The 22,949-nt window shown below is 36.2% G+C and carries 17 protein-coding genes and 3 pseudogenes; 7 read left to right on the top strand and 13 right to left on the bottom strand.

Annotation, left to right across the window (positions count from 1 at the left end):
• Positions 1-36 precede the first annotated feature (36 nt).
• Positions 37-2,208, bottom strand: a complete 2,172-nt coding sequence (locus ACFX4H_RS03455) for a DNA topoisomerase III (RefSeq protein ID WP_283865946.1) — start codon at positions 2,206-2,208, stop codon at positions 37-39.
• A gap of 624 nt (positions 2,209-2,832) precedes the next feature.
• On the opposite strand from ACFX4H_RS03455, the pseudogene ACFX4H_RS03450 reads away from it, so the two are divergent.
• Positions 2,833-3,071, top strand: a pseudogene (locus tag ACFX4H_RS03450) (IS110 family RNA-guided transposase); the annotation flags it as partial.
• Between the two features lie 730 nt (positions 3,072-3,801).
• On the opposite strand, the gene ACFX4H_RS03445 reads toward ACFX4H_RS03450, so the two are convergent.
• Both ACFX4H_RS03445 and ACFX4H_RS03440 read right to left on the bottom strand, forming a co-directional pair.
• On the bottom strand, positions 3,802-5,115 hold the full coding sequence (locus tag ACFX4H_RS03445; RefSeq protein ID WP_377433935.1) for an HAD family hydrolase: 1,314 nt from the start codon (positions 5,113-5,115) through the stop codon (positions 3,802-3,804).
• Between the two features lie 124 nt (positions 5,116-5,239).
• Positions 5,240-5,347: pseudogene (locus ACFX4H_RS03440) on the bottom strand (metal ABC transporter permease); the annotation flags it as partial.
• Between ACFX4H_RS03440 and ACFX4H_RS03435 the strand changes: the two are divergent.
• Positions 5,316-5,618: a winged helix-turn-helix transcriptional regulator gene (locus tag ACFX4H_RS03435; protein WP_377434716.1), complete on the top strand. Its 303-nt coding sequence runs from the start codon at positions 5,316-5,318 to the stop codon at positions 5,616-5,618. The pseudogene ACFX4H_RS03440 and the gene ACFX4H_RS03435 sit on opposite strands and share 32 nt — an antisense overlap.
• Positions 5,619-5,998: 380 nt before the next feature.
• Here ACFX4H_RS03435 and ACFX4H_RS03430 read toward each other — a convergent pair whose 3' ends face one another.
• The 4 genes from ACFX4H_RS03430 to ACFX4H_RS03415 form a co-directional block, all read right to left on the bottom strand.
• A complete protein-coding gene (locus tag ACFX4H_RS03430; RefSeq protein ID WP_053535452.1) occupies positions 5,999-6,520 on the bottom strand; it encodes a hypothetical protein in 522 nt (173 codons plus the stop codon).
• On the bottom strand, positions 6,513-9,257 hold the full coding sequence (locus tag ACFX4H_RS03425; RefSeq protein ID WP_249598801.1) for a DUF3289 family protein: 2,745 nt from the start codon (positions 9,255-9,257) through the stop codon (positions 6,513-6,515). Before ACFX4H_RS03425 ends, ACFX4H_RS03430 begins: the two co-directional genes overlap by 8 nt.
• Before the next feature lie 915 nt (positions 9,258-10,172).
• Positions 10,173-10,835, bottom strand: a complete 663-nt coding sequence (locus ACFX4H_RS03420; RefSeq protein WP_231688498.1) for a hypothetical protein — start codon at positions 10,833-10,835, stop codon at positions 10,173-10,175.
• Positions 10,836-11,348: 513 nt separating this feature from the next.
• The gene (locus tag ACFX4H_RS03415) at positions 11,349-11,894 is read right to left on the bottom strand and encodes a TetR-like C-terminal domain-containing protein (RefSeq protein ID WP_241634255.1); all 546 of its coding nucleotides are present in this window, start codon (positions 11,892-11,894) and stop codon (positions 11,349-11,351) included.
• Between the two features lie 181 nt (positions 11,895-12,075).
• Here ACFX4H_RS03415 and ACFX4H_RS03410 point away from each other — a divergent pair, with 181 nt between their 5' ends.
• Both ACFX4H_RS03410 and ACFX4H_RS03405 read left to right on the top strand, forming a co-directional pair.
• The gene (locus tag ACFX4H_RS03410) at positions 12,076-12,822 is read left to right on the top strand and encodes an SDR family oxidoreductase (protein ID WP_249598802.1); all 747 of its coding nucleotides are present in this window, start codon (positions 12,076-12,078) and stop codon (positions 12,820-12,822) included.
• A 160-nt stretch (positions 12,823-12,982) separates the two neighbouring features.
• Positions 12,983-13,690 carry an SDR family oxidoreductase gene (locus ACFX4H_RS03405; protein WP_249598803.1) on the top strand — a complete coding sequence of 236 codons (708 nt, stop codon included), beginning with the start codon at positions 12,983-12,985 and terminating at the stop codon, positions 13,688-13,690.
• A gap of 291 nt (positions 13,691-13,981) precedes the next feature.
• Here the strand turns inward: ACFX4H_RS03405 and ACFX4H_RS03400 are convergent, their stop codons facing one another.
• Positions 13,982-14,827, bottom strand: a complete 846-nt coding sequence (locus ACFX4H_RS03400; protein WP_063575847.1) for a helix-turn-helix transcriptional regulator — start codon at positions 14,825-14,827, stop codon at positions 13,982-13,984.
• 121 nt (positions 14,828-14,948) lie between these two features.
• Between ACFX4H_RS03400 and fabF the strand changes: the two genes are divergently transcribed.
• A complete protein-coding gene (fabF, locus tag ACFX4H_RS03395; protein ID WP_328137930.1) occupies positions 14,949-16,184 on the top strand; it encodes a beta-ketoacyl-ACP synthase II in 1,236 nt (411 codons plus the stop codon).
• A 347-nt stretch (positions 16,185-16,531) separates the two neighbouring features.
• Here fabF and ACFX4H_RS03390 read toward each other — a convergent pair whose 3' ends face one another.
• The 4 genes from ACFX4H_RS03390 to ACFX4H_RS03375 form a co-directional block, all read right to left on the bottom strand.
• Positions 16,532-16,759 carry a hypothetical protein gene (locus tag ACFX4H_RS03390; RefSeq protein ID WP_241634262.1) on the bottom strand — a complete coding sequence of 76 codons (228 nt, stop codon included), beginning with the start codon at positions 16,757-16,759 and terminating at the stop codon, positions 16,532-16,534.
• A 497-nt stretch (positions 16,760-17,256) separates the two neighbouring features.
• Entirely contained in the window at positions 17,257-18,201 is a 945-nt protein-coding gene (locus ACFX4H_RS03385) for a sporulation protein (RefSeq protein ID WP_249598805.1), read from the bottom strand.
• Positions 18,202-18,855: 654 nt separating this feature from the next.
• Positions 18,856-19,284, bottom strand: a complete 429-nt coding sequence (locus ACFX4H_RS03380; RefSeq protein WP_283865957.1) for a MarR family winged helix-turn-helix transcriptional regulator — start codon at positions 19,282-19,284, stop codon at positions 18,856-18,858.
• A gap of 260 nt (positions 19,285-19,544) precedes the next feature.
• Complete coding sequence (locus ACFX4H_RS03375) at positions 19,545-20,171, bottom strand: fumarylacetoacetate hydrolase family protein (protein ID WP_377433927.1); 627 nt, start codon at positions 20,169-20,171, stop codon at positions 19,545-19,547.
• Positions 20,172-20,735: 564 nt separating this feature from the next.
• On the opposite strand from ACFX4H_RS03375, the pseudogene ACFX4H_RS03370 reads away from it, so the two are divergent.
• Positions 20,736-20,939 (top strand): annotated as a pseudogene (locus ACFX4H_RS03370) (transposase); the annotation flags it as partial.
• A 236-nt stretch (positions 20,940-21,175) separates the two neighbouring features.
• On the opposite strand, the gene ACFX4H_RS03365 reads toward ACFX4H_RS03370, so the two are convergent.
• Positions 21,176-21,811, bottom strand: coding sequence for an FMN-dependent NADH-azoreductase (locus ACFX4H_RS03365; RefSeq protein ID WP_249598808.1), 636 nt, complete (start codon positions 21,809-21,811; stop codon positions 21,176-21,178).
• A gap of 238 nt (positions 21,812-22,049) precedes the next feature.
• Between ACFX4H_RS03365 and ACFX4H_RS03360 the strand changes: the two genes are divergently transcribed.
• Positions 22,050-22,868 (top strand): histidinol-phosphatase, encoded by an 819-nt coding sequence (locus ACFX4H_RS03360; protein WP_249598809.1) that lies wholly within the window; start codon positions 22,050-22,052, stop codon positions 22,866-22,868.
• The last annotated feature ends 81 nt before the right edge of the window (positions 22,869-22,949 follow it).

Here is a 22,949-nt window from a genome sequence, read left to right as displayed (position 1 = left end):
ATATAAGTCTCAGGGCGCCTTTAATGATGTTTCATCTCAAGTTTGCTTGATGTTTTGTTCTGTTGGGAATGTAAAACTGATCTTCTTTTCAGCATCGGACCACGATAGAATGGCATCAAAGGTCTTTTCCCCTTTTTTAAAACCGCTTATCAGATCCGTTTCACCGCTCGCCAACAGCTTTTTTATATTTGCTTGACTGATTTTCTTATTAAGGATTTTTTTGGAGATGGTGAAGTTACACTTTGTTTTTTGATAACTTACACATCCATAGAATTCCCCTTTATCGACAATCTTAGAACCGCATAGTTTACAGCTGCCCACAGATGCCGAGCTTCTTTTTTTAGAGCCGCTCCGTTGAATCGACTCGGTATCCAGCCCTTGAAAATCCCAGTTTTCCGATGATTCCATGGCATCACTGATGATTTTTGCCGACATCTTTTTAACAGCCTCCATAAAGCCGCCAGCTGAAGCCTTTCCTTCACCAATTTCCCTTAAACGCTGTTCCCATTTGGCTGTCATCTCGGGTGAAGCCAGGATTTTCTCCCCGATGGCCGTAATCAGCACTTTCCCTTTATCTGTCGCAAACACCTGATTTTTTTTGACATTGATGTATTTACGGTCCTTGAGCATGGTAATGATGCCAGCCCGAGTTGCTTCGGTTCCGAGGCCCTCGGTTTTCATCAGTACTTTTTCTAACTCTTCATTATCCAGATGCTTTCCGGCTGTTTTCATCAAAGTGATCAGCTGACCTTCTGTATAGCGCTTAGGGGGCTGGGTTTTTCCTTCTTTCACCTTTATATTGGCGACATTTCCAGTATCCCCTTTGGAAACGGACGGTAAAATGATATCATCATCCTTGTCATCTTGGAAAATCACTTTGCGCCATCCCTCTTGAATCTGCTGCTTGCCTTTAGAAATGAATTCCGCACGCTTATCAACGAGCGTTTTAATGGTGGTGTAATCGAAAATCGCTTTCTCATAATGGGCCGCAATCAACCGGCGTACCACCAAGTCATAAATATTCCGTTCTTCGGCGGAAAGCCGCTTCGGGTCGGTTACCTGCTCCGTCGGGATAATTGCATAGTGATCAGTCACTTTTTTTTCATTTACAAACCTTTTATTATTCATGATGTTCGGTTGTGGCAAAGGAAACAGGGATTCATATTCTGAAAATCCGCTTAGTTTTTGCAAGATATCGGGAAATGTTTCGGCTTCCCCTTCCGTCACGTAATTGGAATCTGAACGTGGATAAGAAACGATCCCTTTTTGATATAAACTTTGTACTATATCAAGCGTCTGTTTCGGTGAATATTTATAAATCTTGTTCACTGTCGCTTGCAATGACGATAGATTAAATAACAAAGGCGGCTGAAATTCTTTCCTTTCAGTATCCATTTCCGCTATTTCAGCTTCCTTACCCTTACAAAAAGCGGCAATTTTATCAGCCATTTCTTTTGTCTTGATTCTCGGATCATTATTCAGCTGCCATTTACCCTGATATTTCTTACCGTCCATCTTGAAATCTGCGAACACTTCCCAGAACGGTTCAGACTTGAATTGCTCAATTTCCATTTCCCGCTTTACTATCAAAGCAAGAGTCGGTGTCTGAACCCTTCCAGCTGAAAACACATCCGAAACACCCCTTTGTTTCAATAAAATACTATACGCTCGCGAGGCATTCATTCCCACAACCCAGTCCGCACAAGCTCTCGTATACGCTTCATAATAAAGCGGCCTGGTTTTTTCTTCGCTCTTCAGATTTTGAAATCCCTCATAAATCGCTTTCGGGGTCAAAGAGGATATCCATAAACGTTTCATCGGTTTATTGACATTGCATAAGTTAACGATGTTGCGTACAATCAATTCTCCTTCACGCCCGGCATCACCTGCATGAATGATTTCATCGACTTCCGTTTTCCTAAGCAAAGTCTTCACAACATTGAATTGCTTTGCCTTTTGCCGTGTCACTTCATATTGAAATTTCTCAGGAATCATCGGCAACGTTTCCATCGACCATTTTTTCCATTTTGAATGATAGGTTTCCGGCGAAACAAGTTGACATAAATGTCCGACGGCCCAAGTTACATAAGCTCCATCGGGGAAAAGTTCATTCGGCATGATTTCTATATAGCCTTGCTGTTTTTTCGTTTTAAATTGAGCCGCTAGCGTTGAACCTTGATCTGGTTTCTCCGCAATGATTAGCTTCATGATCATCTTCACCTAATCCGTTACAAAATATCTTTCCCCTATCATTATACCTTAATTATCACAATCGGCTAGATATGACTTCGTTTTTACTGAACTGATAGTAGAAAGCATGAAATGATTGCTTATCTTCGGTGAAGAGGATTTCAGGGAGATGAAAAAGTCCGCCTAAATATTAGAAGGTTAATAGGTAAAAACTTCGAATTTGGGTGAATCGGAGTATATACAAATTGTACAATATTAAATGTGTGGTTCAATACTTTTCACTGTTTAGATGTAGTAACCTAAATTTTTGAGAAAAGCTAACAAAATTGGATATACATTAATCAAATATTTGGAAAAGAAACTACAATTATCTTAGTTGGATTGAACACAGTTAATTATGGCCCCTAAAAGCCCTTATATATAAATACAATCCATTATGAATAGAGATTGATCAAAAAGGGTTATTTTCTAGAGATTTAGTATACAATTTTTAATAGTAGTTTGATTACTAGTGATCATTTTAGTTCTAAATCAACCGTTAGCATTCCTGTAGAGCGTTAAATATCGGCTTTGAAAAAAACAAAGCCCCTCAGTATGATGAGAGTACACACAAACAAAAACTCATCTTAAGGAGAAAGCTCTATGAATTTTAAAATGCAAAACAAACAAAATCAACTAATTGAAAGAATCACGAATCATCATCTTGTTGTAGGAATTGATATTGCACAACAATTTCACGTTGCTCGAGCTGTTAACTATCGAGGAATTTTGGTCGGTCATCCTCTAACCTTTGAAAATAACGATGAGGGGTTTACAAATTTCTAAGTTCGATCAAAGAACTTAAACGAATAAACCGTTTAGACACCGCCATCGTGGGAATGACTAGGCTGGTTGGGACGTAGATCTCATATAACTAGCGAAGCTGTGACACTACAAGGAGAAATAGGGTAACCGGCAATCCACTAGATTAGGAGGATATTTAGAATGAATACAGTCGTTGGTCTGGATATTTCAAAAGGGAAAAGTCAAGTCCAAGCTTTCTTGGATAAAAATCAGCCTTTCTAAAAAGCTTTAAAGTAGCACATACTCTTGAAGGGATTAATAAAAATGTGGTTTTCTTCAACATAAAGAGTTCATCTCAAAAATCAAATTTCTTTTAGTATTCCACTTCTGATTTCCATTATAAATAAGCAGCTATTACACTAACCTCCCTCAATAAACTAAACACATTCTCACACCACTATTAATATAAATATCCAGTTTTGTTTGTAAGTTTTATTCCATTAAATGGCCCTTAAATGTAAAAATGAGCGCGATCCTTCATACAGGAAAGCGCCCTTTTCTTGTTCAATTACTTTTATATAAATACGCTTGTTTGCTACCGAATTTGATTAAATTCTTCAAGATGTAAAACCAAAAATACTTTATGTTTACGAAATGAGAGTAGAAGATTTATCTTCATTTAATATGGCTTAATAGGAATAGGGTGCATGATTTACACTGATTTTGGATATGTTTCGGAAACTTGAATGTATAAAAGCGAGCTAAGATGTCATCATCAATCTTTATTTTATTCTCCGAGTTTGACTGAATCTACTGGGACGAATCTTTTTATGGATTCGCCAACAATTTTTCTTCATTTGACCCAAGCTTGATCGTGTATTCAGTCGATATCCATAAGCCTGTATTCTCATTTCTTCCTTGGAGAACATATTTCGTGTTGTTTTTGCCCATACGTTCTGCAGCTGCTTTCGCAAGCTTGCCGATATCACCTGTTTTGAGGCGGTTGATAATTAAACCTAGTTTCAAACTGTTAATTGTCAGCATTTCATAATCTGTACTGCTGTCTCCAGCTACGAATATCGGACCGTATCCGCCCCGCTTTTTGGAGATGGCCTGTTCGATCACTTCCACCTTACCTTCTCGAGCAGTGATAGGCCAATTGTCTTCATATTCTGCTTGAATAATTCCTTCCTTCTTTTTTAATCTCATCCCAAAGACATTTTCCTTTGGAAGGTTGTAGCCGTATTTTGGATTTGACGAAAATACCTCCACCACCTCTTCCATCGAAGCCGAAATAACATAAACGTCAATCCCATTCTCCATAAAAGTATGCATTAAGTTTGCGATTTCCGAGGCCAGACGCAGTCCTGTTGTATAGGTAACTTCAACAGTACCGGCTTTTCCTAACATGGACGCAGGACTTATAAGCGTCACCGATGCCATTTGCGCCCCTAAATTATAATCATTTGAAGCCTCTGCAAGCTGCTGAACTTCTTCGGTCGACATGTTGGCAAATAAATAAAGCACCCATGGATATCCGATTTCAACACCGTATGTTTCCCCAATGGCTTCATACAGAAAGTACATTTTCGCTTTAAAATCTTTAAATTGATCAGTTGAATGTAGCGTTTCTAACCGCTCTTTTCCATTCATCCCATTATAGTTGGAATAAAGAAATTCGTAATCGCGCTTCAGATCCTCGGCGATTTGCTTGAGAGTGACTGCATCTCCTTGAAGGTTTTTAAACTCGTGTGAAAAGGGTCCATTCGGCACATTCTTTTTGATCACTTCATAAAACTCTTCCGGTTGCATGTTATATGCCAAGTGATCAATTTGATAAAGAAAGAGGGCCTCCTCCGTATCATTCATGATGCTCGTATGATCCCAATCAAAAACAACATAAGGTTTTCGTTTTGGATCGTATCCTGTACTTCCAGCACCATGCTTATCAATTAGGTTTTGAACAGACTTATAGGTGTCAGGAGCCCATTTTCCTTTATCCAACACTTGAATACAATGGCCCTCCCTTTTTTGCGGAGTCGAAACTGCTTTTCCGCTTGCAGCCGCTCCTAAGGAAGCAGACAAAAACAAGCAAATAACGATCATGCCAAATAAAGCCTTTAATTTGGTTCTATTATTCATATTATCCCCCCTGAAAAATGCAAAAGACGCCTGCCCAATAGCTCGTTATTAGCTATTGAAACAGGCGCCATTGCCGATTGATTCTTTTATTTGTAAATACTATCACGAATTTTCAAAATAATCAAATATTTATTTGTGATTCTTTTCTTATCGCAAATGCAGCTGGCAAGACCAAAAGAGCTGAAACTAAAAGAACTCCGATCGTTGGTATAATAACTGAAATAGCTATACCAACCGGCCGTTGGAAATATCTTATTCTTTGGTTTATAAAGTCTAAAGAGCGTCGTTATAGTGAAATTAAAGCTTTTTTAGGCGATATTCCCCAATGTTCTCATAAAAAGCAACTTCGAGAACTAGAAACAGATGGCTTAATTAATCGCAAGATATATCCAGAGGTTCCTCCTCGAGTTGAATATTCATTGACCACAAAAGGAGAGGAATTCATTCCTATTATTGATTTGATGGAAGAATTCGGGAGGAAGTTTGGAGAGCAAGTTGATTAATTAAGACAAACGTTACCCCAATACCAGAGAAATTAAAAACAAAGGTGCACTCAGTAGAGGCACCTTTGTTTTTAATTCATAATGTATTTTTGTAAATCTATAAATAACCATACTGTTTTGAGGAATAATGCGTACTATTCCGGCTAAGCTATCCGGACCCCTTAATATTGTAATTCTGAGTGCATAAATAAGCCCTTCCATTCCGCCTCTTTTTTTAAAATACATTATCTAAGTATGAAACTGTATTAAATCCTTCTTCCTTTAGTTGCATAAGATAAGAGCTGCCTTAAAGACAGCTCCGATCTTCAGATAAAGCCAACCATTAGTTCATTTAGAAAGGCAATTTCCATTTTATTACTTTCCAGGGTATGGATAGAGTATCACTCAACAAGCTGATCCTCAATAAAATGCTTACTCTTGATAACCTTTCCTTCCTTATTTTTATCATAAACATTGTATTCTTTTTGTGTTTCAGCATCTGACCAAATGATATATGCAATTAGATCATTCTTATGATGTTCTAGCCGATCTGTATTCATGTAACTTTCATCAAGCTGCCAGTCTCTTGGCAAATCTTCACTTTCCCTATAAAAGGATATATCAAAAATCCTGTTTTTTCCTTCTATTACTTTCATTTCTTCTTCAACCGAATGTTCCTTACTGTATTTTTCTACTATTTCTTTCAATTCAATTAAATCTTTTGGTGGATTTAGAATCATATAATGCTTTTTAACAGTCACATCTTCTTCATCCTTTTTACCAAAGATCTCTTCTGTATTTTCAATTTCGAAAATCTTTGTTTCCCCACTTGATTCCTCATTCTTTTTACATCCAATTAAGTTTAATGGAATTAAGAATATACAAATCATTAAAACTATAATTTTTAAATTAACTTTAATCACTCAATTTCCCCTCAAATGGTACATCCATTTCCATTACAGTAACAAAGGGCTTATATTTGCCATTATATTCATCATAATGCTGTAAGACAAACCAGGAACGGAATCCTGCTAAGTTGACATACTCCTTCTCAACATCTGGCCGATCCAACCCAAAATGATCATATAAACGAACACGCATGACTCCTTTAAAATGATTATTCTCTACAGAAAAATCTTTTACGGATACCGTATTCCCCCAAGTATCATTTACTGTAATTGTAAGACCACCTACTCGATCACTCCAAGTGCTAAACGTCGGATAACTAGCATTTCTCTGTATCAAATTATAAAATTCATTTGTATTCTTTGTACTTTTATCCAACTTAAGTGCTGCCAAATTACCTCCATTTTTCTTTAGCTCATCAACTAAGGCATTTTTGACAAATTCAACATAGGCTTTTGTTGTTTCATGCTCACTCGCTTCTTTAGTTAAAGTTTGGTTTTTGTACTCTTTACCAGTTCCCTCTTTAAAATGATTAATCATATCTAAAATAACATCTTCCATATCTCCCATGGAAAACAAGCTTGTTGTCATATCCTCGAACTCATAAAAGAGAATACTTGGGAAATAAGATTCAAGTAATTGGAACCTGAACATCCAGCTAATGTCTTTTATTTCATCTTCTGTATAATCATTTGTTTTCATATCATTCGCTACATTTCCATTTTCATCATAGCCTTCTGGTCTATCTGATTGATAAATTTCTGTATCGGTAAAATCAGAGTACAACGGTCTCAAATCCTCATTATCAAACTTTCCATCTCCGTCACTATCTTTTCGGTCAGGGAAACTGGTTGGAAAGAAACCTTCAAAATGAATTTCAACTCCAAAAATTTCTACCGTTAATGATTTTAATTGCCCCATTTCTTGCCCATCGGTTAATCCATCTCCGTCACTATCCTTCTTATTAGGATCTGAGTTAATTATACCGTACGGTGTTTTCATTCCTTCAATTTCATAGCTGTCGTATAAGCCATCCCCGTCCGAATCTGTTTTATCAATTTCTACATCACCTGATATACCATTTTCGGCACCTCTTCCTACATCACCTACTGTCTTCATTGCAAGATTGTTAAGCAGATCTTTATTTTCATCATGCGTCCTTGAGTAGTCTATTTCCCGTTTCCATAGCTCCAACCATTTTGCCTTATCAACAACCAGATATTCACCAAAGTGAGTAGTTTCCACACTTATTGTATTTTTACTTGTATCTAACACAGTGTTAATGCTTTCAAACATTTCCTCGTCTTCATTGTACCAAATGATGGCTAGATCATCTTCCAACGTGTCTCCGAGCTTCGCTTCATCATAAGTAAACTGAATGCTTGCTTTCTCAAATTCTGATTGCGTATTGATGCTTACAGGGGAACCAATAATACCGTGTAAATTAGTTGTTTTAATATTTATGTTGTTTGTGCTGCTAATTCTAGTCGTTTTATTAATATTATCCTTTGCACTAAACTCAACTTCTACGTTTTTAATTTCTGATTTATCAGGCTGAATCAATGATTTACTAATCGATTGTTTATAGAGTTCTTGTGAATCCTCGCTTCCGTCATTGTCGCCGTCTGCAGCATTCGGATTTGTCTTTAAAGCATATTCATCTCCATCACTTAACCCATCGTTATCTGTATCATACTTATTAGGTAATGAATCGAACTGATGTACTTCAAATCCGTCAGTTAAATCATCTTGGTCCGAATCTCCCTTAATCAAATTTGTTTGATTAGCTTGCTCGTCTTTATTACTCAGGCCGTCTTCATCGATATCTTCATCTGCATCACTTATGCCATTACGATCTGTATCAATTTTTGTCGGGGAAATAAATGATTTAACCTCATATTCAATATTGTCCTGCAATCCATCACCATCTGTATCCTTTTTAAATGGATTCATTCCCTCTAGGAATTCTTTTCCATCTGTTATAGTATCGCCATCCGTTTCAGAGGTAGATTCAAAGAATTCTGTGTTAAATGAATAGCCTGCTTTTTCAAGTCCGAATAACACTTGTTTATAAGCATTTTGATAGGATTTTGATGCAGGGACAGCTAGATCTTTTTCTAGAAACTCATTACCTTTTTCAGACATTTTCCCAGCGTTATTCAAATGAGCTTTTAGTTTATTTCCTTTGTGATCTGCTTGATCGGAGATATCCTTTAAGATGCCGATAGCATTTTTATTGACAATTTTATCCGATAAATAAAAATTAAAGAGTATATCTGCAAGTAATACTTCAGTTGGTTCATTAAAATCGTTTTTTGTTACATACCCCCATATACATATGGTTAACTTATGTTTGATTTCCAAGAGCCGATCACTTTTAAGAACCGACTCATGAATATACTCCTCTTGAACAGCTTGTTCATATTGGTCAATCAATTGTTGAAGTACATCAAGTTCATTAATATCTTTTTGTTTAAAGTCTCCGATTTCATCAAATTCCGCTATCAGTTTAGAATCAAACTTAGCATTAGTTTCTTTTATGACTGTCGCGAAACGCTTTAATTCATTTATTGCAATCTGATCATAGATTTTTGCAATTCTGGTGTCCTCATAGAATTCATATTCACTTAACCACTGTTTTACATTTTGCTCACTAGAGTTATTGCCCTTGGCAACCACCGCTTGCCCAATTCCGCCGAAAATCATTGCAAAGATCAATAAAAAACTCAATATACTTTTTACTTTATTTTTCAACGTGATAATCACCTCTATAAAAATATTAATTTAACCTATTACGATATCATGGTTCCCATCCAAAGAAATATTGTCAAAATTCTTAAGTTAATGTCATTAAATGAACTCCTTTACAATTGTTATTTTCTAATAGCAACTAGTTAGTACCTATAAAAGCAAATAAGAATTCACTCCAAACAACAATAATGCTGAATATTCTGAAATTTACCAAATCAGAAAGACACCTAGTGCATTGCCTTTTTAAATTTACCGAACATAAATAAGTCTTTGAACCAATAGATTTTCGGATTGTAAACCAATGGCTGATTCCCGTTTAGCTCCTCAACCGTTTATATGAAACGTGTCAGGGGATGATGCTTTTTGTTCCTTGGACTGTGCCGAAAATGCAAAAAGCATTGAAGAGACTAAAATAAACAGTAACAGCTCTTATAGTTCCTTGAGGGATAAACTCATTTTTTCTCCTTCCCTCCCTAAAAAATATTTTTTTCAACTAAGTATTAGTTTACAGATTAAAAATATGGATTATAAGGTAAAAATTTCCTATATATTTTTATCAGACTTATGAATTAATGGTCTTATTTTAGAGATTAAACCAATATATAGCCAATTTTCTTTAAATCCACCTTTTAATTCAGATGTACTTTCCTTTTCCTATAAGAAAAACCCTTTAGATATCCACAAAGGGGTAAAGCATCGTAACTTTTTTGCAAACATCACAACTTTATTCAAAATATCTCATTTTTTTATAAAAAACGTGACTATATTTTAGATACCACATTCTGTACAATTTTAGGGTTCATTTCTTTAGCCATTGCAGGTTTACTATGTAACCGATGAACGAACAAAAAAGACCTTCAATTGAAGGTCTTTACTCATATGAGGAACAATGTGGATAAAGGCCCCTCCCTTAATGGGTCAATAAGACCATTTCTCATCATCTGTAACCCACTGATTTTTCTTTAAATCAAAGGATTCATAATCATCGTGAAGAGAAAAGTAGGCTGGCAATAAGATTGCTTGTCCATCTGCTTTTTTCCAGCAATCTGCGACCCAATTAGCAAACGCTTGTTTTTCTGCAAGGTTAATTTCTTCTTCATTTTTTTCGTAGAAATCCCAAAAGTCTTCTGTTTGATTACCTAAAAGGTGGGTGTATCTTACATTTTCAATCATACCCAGACTACCTGCAAAGAAAGTAGAATCCTTCCCCTCGTTAAAGACTTCATTAGCCTGTCTATCCATTGAGAACATAGTAATGGATAAGTTAAACTCGGAAGGATCATCTACAAATGCTACAAAATCCAATAATTCCACTTTAGAGTAAATGGTGTATTTATGTAACTCCTTTATATTACTGATTAATGTTTCCGATTTTGCTTCAAGGTTTTCTTCGACTGACTTCATATAACTGTCTATCGTATAAAGAGATTTGACTTCTTCATCTTCTTTGACTATTTTTTCTTCATCTTCTTTGACTATTTTATCATCAGAATTGGCTTTCTTGTTCTCCGTGTTTAATGCTTCACAACCCAATACCCCCAATAATAAAATAGAAAATAAAACAAGTGATGCTTTTTTCAAATATTCTCCTCATCTCTATAACTTTTCCATCATACTTCAACTAATTATACCAAACCTTATACCTAAACGATCTCCGAAGCATACAAAAAAATACCCGACAAGGATTCCAAGCAGGTCATCTTTACCAGAGGCGCTAATGCCGTTTCCAATAATCCCCAAGAAAAAGCTGCCTTAAAGACAACTCCAATCTTTAGCTAACTCACCCGTTAGCTATCCATGAATCGCAAAAATCGGCGATTCACCACAAAGAATGAAAATGGTTAGGAAGTGTCTATACTGATACTGACCTTAATCCAGTCAACACTAATCCATAGTCTAATTAATTAACGCTCTCCTCTTTTTTTAAACGATTGAGTAGGGTCGTCTTAAGTATTGTCATTTTTCATTTTTAAAGAAACCTATTTTCATGGTAGTTTAAGTGCAACCCTTAACATACAACATTTTTTGAAGAGTGAAGGACACATTATCCCCCTCATTCCTTAATAAATAAGAGAGATTTTTTATGCGATAAATCTATAAAATCCTCTCTAATAAATCCCCCACTTTTTCTGCCATTTCCTCTGGTGGATAAGGCATGCCATTTTTTAACCACCATTCCACTACACCTACATAAGCATTTGCCACAAATTCGACAACTACATCTTCACTTTGACCAAAATTTTTTCCTTCTGTTATATCCACGTCTTTTTTGAACTCTTCGATATTATGCTGAACAAACCGGCTGCGAAAGTACGGAGCTCCCTCACTTGCCAACATCGTCGAAAAAAATAAAAAATTACGTTCAAGATATTCCATGCAGTGTACAGTCGATTCAATCCATTCCATTTCAGCTTCCGACTCACAAAGGTTAACCATGTTATTGATATGTTCTTCTATGATTTTATCCAACAGATCAAATTTATCCAAGTAATGGAGATAAACAGTTGCACGGTTAATATTTGCCCTGTCAGAAATATCCTGAATGGTCATGCTATCAAAATTTTTTTCAGACATCAATTCAAGAAATGCTTTCTTAATTGCTTCTTGAGTTCTTACAATTCTTCTATCCACTTTTGCCATATTAACACCATACTTTCCTTGAGATAGTCAACAATTTTTATTGATTTGTTGTTTAAACAACAAAACTGATTAAATTAACGATTTATATGCCTTGTTTTGTTTAAATTTATATTTTAAATTATAGACAGATGTCGAGAAAACATCAATTGTAGTTTTTTTTTACATGAAAGGATGAAACGAAATGACAATTGAAAACAAAGTGGTTGTAATTACAGGCGCAAGTTCGGGTATTGGGGAAGCAACAGCTAAGCTGTTAGCTAAAAAAGGTGCAAAAGTTGTACTTGGCGCAAGACGTGAAGAGCGTTTAGCAAAATTAGCAGAAGAAATTAGATCGAACGGTGGTCAAGTGGCTTATCGCGTCACTGATGTCGTTAACCCAGATGATAGTCAGCAGCTTGTTCAACTAGCTAAAGACACTTTTGGGGGTGTTGATGTAATCTTCTTGAACGCTGGACTAATGCCTAATTCACCACTTTCCGAATTAAAAACTGACGAGTGGAACAGCATGGTTGACGTTAATATTAAAGGTGTATTGAATGGTATTGCAGCAGTATTGCCAACATTTACTTCGCAAAAGTCTGGACATGTCATCACTACGTCATCAGTAGCTGGGCTTAAAGCATACCCAGGCGGTGCTGTTTATGGAGCAACAAAGTGGGCTGTTCGTGATTTAATGGAAGTTTTGCGTATGGAATCTGCCCAAGAAGGTACTAACATCCGCACAGCAACTATTTATCCAGCAGCGATCAACACGGAATTGCTGGATACGATTACTGATAAGAATATTTCAGAAGGTATGACTGCGCTGTACGAACAATATGGTATTGCGCCTGATAGAGTTGCCAATATTGTGGCATTCGCTATTGATCAGCCAGAAGATACGAACATTAATGAGTTTACAATTGGACCAACAAGTCAACCTTGGTAATAATAAAAGGAAGATAAAACTAAGAGCTATTCATTTTCTGAAATTTAGGCTGTCGAGAAAATCTTGACAGCCTTTCAATTTCTTCTCGGGATGTTTACAGGCTTTATCTGGAGAAATCTCCTCTGATCAAAATTATTATCCGAAAAATGGAGGAATTAATATGTCAAAGGATACGAAAGTTGCACTTGTCACAGGCGGAAATAGAGGAATTGGATATGAATTGGTCAAACAATTAGCTTTGATAGGTTTTAAAGTTATTTTGTCAAGTCGGGATCCGGAGATGGGTCATAAAGCGATACAACAACTTAGGGAGTCAAATCTGGACGTTTCGTTTGTGTCGATAGATGTCAATAATCAAGAAAGCATCCGTCAAGCTGCGGTAGCAATAAATGAGAAGTATGGAAGATTAGACGTATTGATTAATAATGCTGGCGTGTATCTGGATGAGAATAAACAATTATTGAATATGGATCCATCAATTTTAGAGAATACAATGGAAACCAATTTCTTTGGAGTTTACCATATGATCCGTTCCTTTATTCCCCTCATGGAAAAACAAGGCTATGGGAGAATCATCAATGTTTCCTCAGAATATGGGGCAATGAGGGAAATGTCATATCCAGGAGTAGCGGCTTATAAAATGTCCAAATTTGCCCTGAATGGATTGACACAATTAATAGCTGTAGAAATCAAATCTGATATCAAAATAAATGCGGTCGACCCGGGATGGGTAAGTACAGATATGGGGGGACCATCTGCTCCAAGAACTCCTGAGCAAGCTGCTGAATCTATCCTTTGGTTAGCTACTACTGGAGCTCAAGGACCTAACGGGGGATTCTTCAAAGATGGAAAACGAATCGATTGGTAGCAATACTTCATGAGCGAATTATTTGGTGTTAAAGCTGGTTCGATGAAACCATCTTTTGCAATTGTTACTGCTTTAGAACCAATTAAAGAAAAAACCGGTTTTCCTTTGCCTAACTAGGATAACCGGATTTTTCTATAATTTGGTGAAGAAATATACCTAAACTGAACTGTCCCGTTCGTGCAATATGAAAAAGGCTGCCTCAGCAACCTGCCTTATTGAAGTAAAGCACCTTAGTTGAATTATTTTGCGAGTATTATTTCAAAGACTGTAGATATGCTGGTTTATTAACTTTCAATCGAGATTTTTTTCATAAATCGTTTTTAATTTATCTTCCGTAGCTGTTCCCTCTACTGGTGTATAGATACTGCATCTTAAGTCCATGTCCCCCTGGACTTGGAGAGAAGTTAAATTAAACAGCATCTTTCCGGCTTTGGCATGTCTAAATTCAATCATCATTTCTGGAGCTTTACTCACTTGACTTTCTTGCCATAAAGATTGAAATTCCGGGTGAGAATCGCTCATTTCTTTAATAAATAGGTTATACCACTCATCACCTAAGTAGTGACCATAATAGGCACGAAAAATGGAAAGAAATCCTTTAACAAAATGCTCCCAATTCACAGCTAATGATTTTAATTCTTTTCTTGTAAATAATAGATGGATCAAATTTCTTTGGTCATCAGGAAGTTGTTCAAAATCTAGAAATACGTGAGCGGCAGCATTGTTCCAACCTACAATATGACAATGTCGATCTGTAATGATAGTAGGGCAATACGTTAACTCCGCTAAAATTCTTTCCAAAGAAGGACTAAGTTTTGGCTGATCCTTCTTTCGATGAATAATGGATGATTTCACTTCTAAAGCTAAATCATATAGATACTCTCGTTCATCATTATTTAATTGCAGAGCTGTAGATATGCAATCCAATACGCTTGTAGAGACCTTTATATCCCGACCTTGCTCTAGCCACGTATACCAAGTAGTACTAACTCCCGCCAAATGTGCAACTTCTTCTCTTCGTAAGCCAGGTGTTCTTCTCCGTGTACCAGCAGGTATACCTATAGATTCAGGCTTAATTTGTGATCGCTTCGTTTTCAAAAATGTAGACAAAGCTTCAAGTCTGGTTTTATCATTCATTTCTAAACCCTCCATCATAACCATTTAACCGGGTAGTTATTATACCAGGATAAACACTCACTTGTAATAGGATAACCCTGAAGTATAATACGAGTATACTATTCATTTGGGGTGATGAAAAATGGAAAGAGTCGTTATTACCGGAATGGGAGTAGTCTCTCCTATTGGAAACAACGTAGAAAAATTTTGGAGAAATCTGACTGAAGGTAAGTCAGGCATTTCCTCTATTGATACATTTGATGTGAGCAACCATAAAGCAAAAATTGCTGGAATTATTCGTGATTTTAATGCAGATGATACTTTAGGAAAAAATGAAGCCCGACGTCTAGATCGCTTTTCCCAATTTGCTTTGGCTGCTGCTGAACAAGCTTGGACTGATTCTAAATTAGATATTGATGATATCAATCTAGAAAGACTTGGCGTATATGTTGGTTCGGGGATAGGAGGAATTGAAACATTGATTGAAAATGTGGATACTCTTCGAGAGAAAGGTCCAAGAAGAGTCAGTCCAACCCTGGTACCAGCCATGATTTCTAATGCTGCCGCAGCCCAAATTAGTATTAAATGGAACGCAATGGGACCTACTATGTCACCTGTTTCTGCTTGTGCAATCGGAAATACCGCTATTGGTGAAGCATTCAGGCTTATTCGCTTTGGAGAAGCTGATGCCGTTTTTGCTGGAGGAGCAGAGGCAGCTATTACAGATTTATCACTAGCTAGTTTTGGTAATGCTACAGCATTATCAACGAGAAACGATAATCCAGCTAAAGCTAGCCGCCCTTTTGATGTAAATCGAGATGGATTTGTCATGTCAGAAGGAGCAGGAATTTTAATCTTGGAATCTTTATCTCACGCTTTACGCAGAGATGCAGAGATTTATGCTGAAGTCATAGGGTATGGTGCAAGTTCTGATGCCTATCATATGGTAGCTACACACCCAGAAGGAAAAGGAGCCTACCTTGCAATGAAAATGGCTTTGAAAAACGCAAATATTTCTCCAGAAGAGATTGATGTTATTAGCGCACATGCAACAAGTACAGAAGTGGGAGATCTATCTGAGACACTAGCGATTAAAAAGCTATTTGAATCAAAAGCTTATCAAATCCCAATAACAGCTAATAAATCTATGCTAGGTCATATGTTAGGAGCAGCTGGAGGCGTGGAAGCAATTGCTTTGGCAAAAAGTTTAAAGGAAGGAATTATTCCTCCAACCATCAACTTAGAAAAGCCTGATTCATTATGTGATTTAGATTATGTACCAGGTGTTGCTCGTAAAGTGAAAATAAGTACTGGTCTATCCAATTCATTCGGTTTTGGAGGTCATAATGCAGCTATCGTTTTAAAAAAATACGAGTGAATTAACTTTCACTCGTATTTTTATTAAAGTCCTCAATAGTACCTTTAGTTAGCGCCGTATTGGGTCTTATTGGAATCAACTTCGAAAAAGGCTATTTTCTTCGATTATGGTTTTTTACTTATTCAGAAAGCCATATTTTTTTAAAAACCTTTTAGCTATACTAACTAATTTAGTAAACAAAACAGTTTGAATTCCTTGTCCACAAGTTTTCTGAAGTAAAACATATTAATACTCTTATTGGTATTGACCACAAGCAATAATTTTTCATTATCTTTTATCATCCATATAAACAAGGCTACATTTTTCTTCGATTAAGAAAATGACAAAAAAAGATCTAGTGCCAATGACTAGATTCTCTTTTTAATATCTTCTCTTAATGATTCAATGATAGTACCTGATAAGTTTGCAGGAAGAGATGAACCATCCTCAAAAACCCATGCATTAATTATTTCAAGATCTTCTTTTTTTAAAGTAACGCTATAATCTTTATCATTGTGAGTAAAGTCAGCTGTAACCGATTCTTCACCATTAAACTCGTCATCAATAATCATACTTTTTATTTCATATGGCTTCACGATGTAATCTCCTTTTTAACATTCTTGTCTATAGAATTAACCTTATATGATGGTTTATTCATTTTTTTCACGCCAAACAAAAAAACGAAGGGCTATTTTTCCGAAGATGAAAGAATGTCAATTCCATTAACTTTGTGGTTATCATAGTTGAACATTCATATTTTCTCTCCATCACTTCTTCATTTTCCTTCATGATCTTCACCTAATCCTTTATCACAATCGGCTAGATATGACTTCGTTTTTAGTGAACTGTTCCGGGAAAGGAGAACGGAGATTTTAGTCTGATGATAAAACTTTTCCAAATATATGAGGATAAGGGGAAAATCGGAGCGCAATAGGAAGTAAGTGCACTATTAAATGTTCTCTTCCTGGCTTATAAAAACAACAATAAAACAAGCGTTACTTACTGATCAAAGTAAGTAACGCTTGTTTACTAATTCTTACTCAAGAACTGATTAGTGGGCCTTTTTTTATTTTATAACATAACCTAATTATTTTTAGGATTCCCCATCCCCATTATCAAAAAATGAATCAAATCCCCCATCAAATTCCTCTGTTGCTTCTTCAAACATCTCCTCCATATCAAAACCTTCCATCATCTCAGTGAATAACATAGTCCCTAAAACACCCACTGCTAATCCACCAACCATTCCAGGTATAGCGTTTCCCATTTGGGAAGAGCGACCATGAGGATGGTTTGCGGAATAAGAGAACGGCCGTGTAAAAGCATAAGGCTGTTCAATAGCTTCCGATATATACTTTCCAAGTAGCTTATGAAGATCATCTTCTTGCTCAAGAACTTCTTGATTTAAATGAAACTCTCGTTTCGCTTCAATTTCCTTGTAGCCGCTTTTACAGTCAACCTCCATCCAGACCCTGATACCTGATTCTTCATTGGCAAACCGCATTTCCACTTCATTTACTTGTCCCATGAATTGTTGAGTCGGAAAGAAAGCAAATTCCTGTCCATATTGATCGAGTTTACCTGAGTCAGCTGTCTCGCGAAATCCTAATTGAGCCATTGCATTAAAAATGGATGTGATGGATTCCTGGGATTGGATGACTAGCCGGTCTACATCTTTGCGGTCGACCCCGCCCTCAATATCAAGATGTGTATCCAGATAGTATGAGACAGTTCCCCTTGAAATAGGTATATTCGCAGGTAGGACGTAATGAAAAGGAATGACCTTACGTTCTTTGGGCTGAATACAATCTCGATTAATTAATGGTATATGTGCAACTTCCTTAGTAACGCTTCCTTGGTTTAATACCACATTCATCATCAACCGGACAGTCACTTGATTGATTTTTTGTTCCACCTCACCGCCTTGAATGACTATCTGCCCTTGAATGCTTTCTCCAGCTTGATAATTATGATTGTCACATTGTAAATCTACAGTTGCAGCTCCTTTTCCTAAGCTGGCTAAGATTTTTTTAAACATACGTCCTCTTCCCTTCGTCAAACCTATATTAGAATTTATATGTATAATGGGGCGTAATTAGAAAGAACAGGAAATCCATTTGTTTTTTATGAGATTTCTAAATTATCCCTGATAGTATTACGTCAAAAAATGAAAATAGTTTCAAATAATTTGCCGCAGTAAGTGATCTTCATTTGATAATGGGGTTCGTCGTCTTTTATGATGCTGTTGATGGATTATTAAATTAAAAAGAGAAGGATTGATTCCTTCTCTTTAATTATTAATTATATTAATATAGGGGGAAATCCAGCAACAAAACGGCAAAGTAAAGAAAGAGAGAGTTCAATTTTCTCTCTAAAAAAATGCCAGGAGCTAACAATCCTCCGCCCTGGCATTTTTTTTGTTTAGATAATACTTTAAAAATAACAGTTCGTCTTTATTATGATATATCCATTTCCCGGAACATTATTAGCCATTAAACTAATTTATCCTCGCTGGTAAAACAAACCTAATCCATCCCTCCTAAATGCATGCGCTTACATTCAACTTCGGATAAACACTTCTCTCTTTCACAACAGATCCGTTCATTATTACCTTACTGGGCTAAAGGTATATTCCTATCTAAAATATATAGAAATAACCGTCTTCACGTTATTAAGGGATATTAGAACCATATTATAATTTCTCGATTAAGGATTGCAATTCCTCTTGAAGGTTTCCTTTTGAAAAAGCAGAGTGCAGAATTTCATGAACAGTATTTAAGGATATTTGTAGTTTTTCTTCACCTAATGTAGTTAACCGTGTGTAAATACCTCTTCGATCATCTTCGCATGTTTGCCTTTGTAATACGCCGCAGCTTTTTGCTTCAAGCCTGACTACCAGCCTGGATATAGCACTTTGACTTAATCCTACCATCTCTTGTAATTGTTGTAGCCTCAATTGTTTTTCGCTTGTTTTGGATAAAAAGTAAAGAACGTAAAACTCTTTTAATGAAAGGTTATGATTTTTTTGCAAAGCACTTTCCAGCTCATTCGTAATGCTCATTTGAATATTTGTAATCGAGAGCCAATTATCTAAATACTTCTTTTCTTGGTTGTTTTTCATGCACATTCCACCCTGTTCCATCCTATATAATAAAATTTGGCACTTTAATTGATTATCATAAGGTCTATAAATTGTTCTATAATACTCCATAAAAAATAATTTTACCAAAGCCATAATGTAATGGTTAAACTTATTTAAAAAAGTGCGTGCGCCGTTTCCATGTATGTTATATGGTTCTTCTCATTTTAGACGAGTTTCTTCTTTTTGTCTAAAATTGAGTTAATCCAAAAAAAAAGCAGTCAAAATGACTGCTTTTTTCTCTAACCCATTATAACTGAACAGGACCCTATTTCATTTCCACCCCAGTTAAGTGAAAGCTGGTCTTGATCTGAAAGAGGACCGACGCCACTTGGAGTACCGGTAAAAATTATATCTCCTTTTCCAAGCCCAAAATGCTCTGCTGTAAATTCTATAATGGTTTGCAAATCAAAAAGTAAGTCTTTAATATTCCCGACTTGTACACGCTCTCCATTTTTTAAAAGGGAAAAATCTAATTGTTCACATGCTTCGACTCCTGGAAACGGAATAAAATCACTAACAACTGCCGAATTTTTGAATCCTTTAGCCAAAAGCCAAGGATGCTGTTTCTGTTTTAACTGTGATTGAACATCTCTAAGTGTCAGATCCAACCCAATGGCCATGGAATCTACTATTTCATCTACTTTCATTCCTGATTCGAACTGTTTTGCGATATGTATGACAAGTTCAGTTTCAAAGTGAACGGAACCCTGATTACTCGGCAACGTAATTGACTGACCGTGTGCTTCCACGAGCGAATGAGTCGGTTTTGAAAATAAAAAAGGGGAAGTTGGTATTTCATTATTCAATTCTTTTGCATGCAAGGCATAGTTTCGACCTACACAATAGATATTTTTAATGTTTTTCATAAAAACCACTCTTTTCTTTTAAGAAATAAATATTTAAATGATAGTGGAACAATTTGAAAACCTTACTCATGGCATAAGAAGAAGCCATCCGATTTAAGTACATTTTATATTTTTCTGACTTTTTATACAATGATTAATATAATTTCATGTTCGAATGACGTTAGGGCGGTCAAGATTTTAACTTGCGGATAAAATACGAAGTCTTAATGCCCTATGATTGGTGAAGAAGAATACATCCACATAATTATTTTTTATTTTGACAAAAAAAGAGCCAACAAAAATTGTTGGCTAAAACTGTAGACAAACTCGATGAAAATCGAGTTTGTCTATTTTTATGGCTTGTACAAATACGGACGTTGATTTCCACTACAGGCACTCGCTTTCCGCGGGCGGTCGGGGAGCCTCCTCGGCTTTCGCCTGCGGGATCTCCCCTAGACGCGCTTTTCCCGCAGGAGTCTCGTACCTTCCGTTCCATCAACTTTGTCTTACCTTTTAGATAGAACACTTTTACCTAGAGTCATTTTTGTTTTAAATATAGAAGTATTAAAAACTGAGGTGATGAGGATGCTTTCTAAACATGATTCTATTCAGCGAGATCAACTTGAAATCATTACTTTAGATCAACTGATGCCACCGAACCATTTGGTTCGTAAAATGGAGGCTACCATTGACTTCCCTTTCATTTATGACTTGGTGAAAGATATGTATTCAGAGGTAGGAGGCCCAAGTATTGATCCAGTTATTTTAATTAAACTGACTTTCATTCAATAATGGAAACCATAGTTGAAACAAATATGGCTTACTTTCGCCGCCATTAATTTAAAGAAGAAGGCCAATTGGACATGGCGAGGACCAAAATGGCCTAACATAGTGGGTTCGTAGAGGCCCAATCTCTTTAACTTTAGGAGAAATTCAGAGGGAATTTCAAAAGGGGTTCAGAATTTTTTAATTCCGAACCCCTTTTGTCGACAAACTGAGCCAACAAAAATTGTTGGCTCTTTGATTTAAAAAGTAGAAGCTAAATCTTTTGAACGTGCTATAGCATTTTCTTTAATTTCTTGTGCTTTATCAGGCATTGCTGCATGTCCTTCAATGAATAAACCTTCAAAGGAAGGCACTCCGAAGAATTGCATGATGATATTTAGATATCGGTGACCCATTTCCATTTGAGCTGCCGGTCCTTCTGAATAAATACCACCGCGAGCTTGAATATGCAAGGCTTTTTTATCAGTTAAAAGACCAACTGGGCCTTGTTCGGTGTATTTAAATGATTTACCTGCAACAGCTACTGAATCAATATACGCTTTCAAAACCGGCGGGAATGAAAAATTCCATAAAGGCGATACAAATATATATTTATCGGCGGCTATGAATTGCTCACATAATTCTGAGAGCCGACTAACTTTCGCTTTCTCCTCCGACGAGAGTTCTTCAAAACCCTTCCCAGCTTGAAGTTTCCCCCAACCACTGAAAACATCCACATCAATTTCAGGAATATTTTCTTTATAAAGGTCAATATTCACAATTTCATGGCTAGGATTTACTTCTTTATATGTGTCAATAAATGCTTTTCCAACGGCCATACTGTAAGATTGTTTGTCATCATGAGGATGGGCCGTGATATACAATACCTTTGTCATTCAGTATCTTCCCTTTCTTTTTACATATTTGAACATTCTAGTTTGTCTAGGGAATTCAACCTTTATACAATTACTCGAACTAAAATATCTTTAATTGATGGGTATAAAATTAAATCCGTAAGATAATTCGTTTTCGAGGGTAGTAAGGTATAAATCTTCTTTCATTTTGTGAGAAAGGATATGAATTTTGGATATGATAAAATAAGACAATCTGGTTCACTTTAGGAGGGCTAAGTAAATGACGAATTCAATAAAATTTGATCTTCACACTCACCATGAACGCTGTGGACATGCTATCGGCACAATTGAGGATTATGTAAAGCAAGCCATCGAATACGACTTGCATTATATTGGGATTTCTGATCATTCTCCATATTTTTATAGTGAGGACGACCATCTTTACCCAACTATTGCAATGGCAAAAAGTGAACTTGTTCCTTATATTGAGGAAGTACTTCGCTTAAAAGAGAAATATGCAGACAAAATTCACGTGTTATTAGGAATGGAAAGTGATTTCTTCCCTGATCACATTGAAGTCTACCGCGATCAATATCTTTTACACCCTTTTGACTACATAATTGGATCTGTTCATTATGTTCAGGATATTAGCATTTTTAAAAGAGGGCGTTGGAATGGCTTAACCTCTAAAGAACAGTCAAAAGTAAAGGATGAATATTATGAATTAATACAGAAATCGGCTAAAAGCGGAGTGTTCCAAATCTTAGGCCATATTGATGCAATGAAAGGTTTTTATCCAGCCTTTTCTTCCATTGAGACAGACATTATTGAAAAAACGCTAAAAATCATTAGTTCAGAAGATATCGCCATTGAGATTAATACCTCTGGTAAAACGAAAGATTGTGGTGGGTGGTATCCAGCAGATGACATTTTAGAACGAGCTCTTTTCTATGATGTAAAGGTAACCTTTGGATCGGATTCGCATACACCGGAACGTATTGGCGATGAATTTGAACTAGTTAAAAAAAGACTAAAGGAGATCGGCTTTTCCGAGTGGGCTTACTTTGTTAAAAAGGAAAGGATTCTCACTCCACTTTAACCTTTCAATCAGAACAGGTCCGATCATTAGAGCTTCCTGTAACCACATGTGGAATGAACTTTTTCAATCCTTTTGCTACTA

Origin of the sequence: Peribacillus sp. YIM B13477 (assembly GCF_042787955.1) — a bacterium.
Lineage (GTDB): Bacteria > Bacillota > Bacilli > Bacillales > DSM-1321 > Peribacillus > Peribacillus frigoritolerans.
Note: the sequence above shows the minus strand (reverse complement) of the source record. Positions and strands in the feature narration are given on the sequence as shown.

Bases quoted from the DNA above. Each gene is read 5' to 3' on its own strand.
- ACFX4H_RS03455 (WP_283865946.1), bottom strand. From the start codon at position 2,208: ATGAAGCTAATCATTGCGGAGAAACCAGATCAAGGTTCAACGCTAGCG.
- ACFX4H_RS03445 (WP_377433935.1), bottom strand. From the start codon at position 5,115: ATGAATAATAGAACCAAATTAAAGGCTTTATTTGGCATGATCGTTATT.
- ACFX4H_RS03415 (WP_241634255.1), bottom strand. From the start codon at position 11,894: ATGGCAAAAGTGGATAGAAGAATTGTAAGAACTCAAGAAGCAATTAAG.
- ACFX4H_RS03410 (WP_249598802.1), top strand. From the start codon at position 12,076: ATGACAATTGAAAACAAAGTGGTTGTAATTACAGGCGCAAGTTCGGGT.
- ACFX4H_RS03405 (WP_249598803.1), top strand. From the start codon at position 12,983: ATGTCAAAGGATACGAAAGTTGCACTTGTCACAGGCGGAAATAGAGGA.
- ACFX4H_RS03400 (WP_063575847.1), bottom strand. From the start codon at position 14,827: ATGAATGATAAAACCAGACTTGAAGCTTTGTCTACATTTTTGAAAACG.
- fabF (WP_328137930.1), top strand. From the start codon at position 14,949: ATGGAAAGAGTCGTTATTACCGGAATGGGAGTAGTCTCTCCTATTGGA.
- ACFX4H_RS03385 (WP_249598805.1), bottom strand. From the start codon at position 18,201: ATGTTTAAAAAAATCTTAGCCAGCTTAGGAAAAGGAGCTGCAACTGTA.
- ACFX4H_RS03380 (WP_283865957.1), bottom strand. From the start codon at position 19,284: ATGAAAAACAACCAAGAAAAGAAGTATTTAGATAATTGGCTCTCGATT.
- ACFX4H_RS03375 (WP_377433927.1), bottom strand. From the start codon at position 20,171: ATGAAAAACATTAAAAATATCTATTGTGTAGGTCGAAACTATGCCTTG.
- ACFX4H_RS03365 (WP_249598808.1), bottom strand. From the start codon at position 21,811: ATGACAAAGGTATTGTATATCACGGCCCATCCTCATGATGACAAACAA.
- ACFX4H_RS03360 (WP_249598809.1), top strand. From the start codon at position 22,050: ATGACGAATTCAATAAAATTTGATCTTCACACTCACCATGAACGCTGT.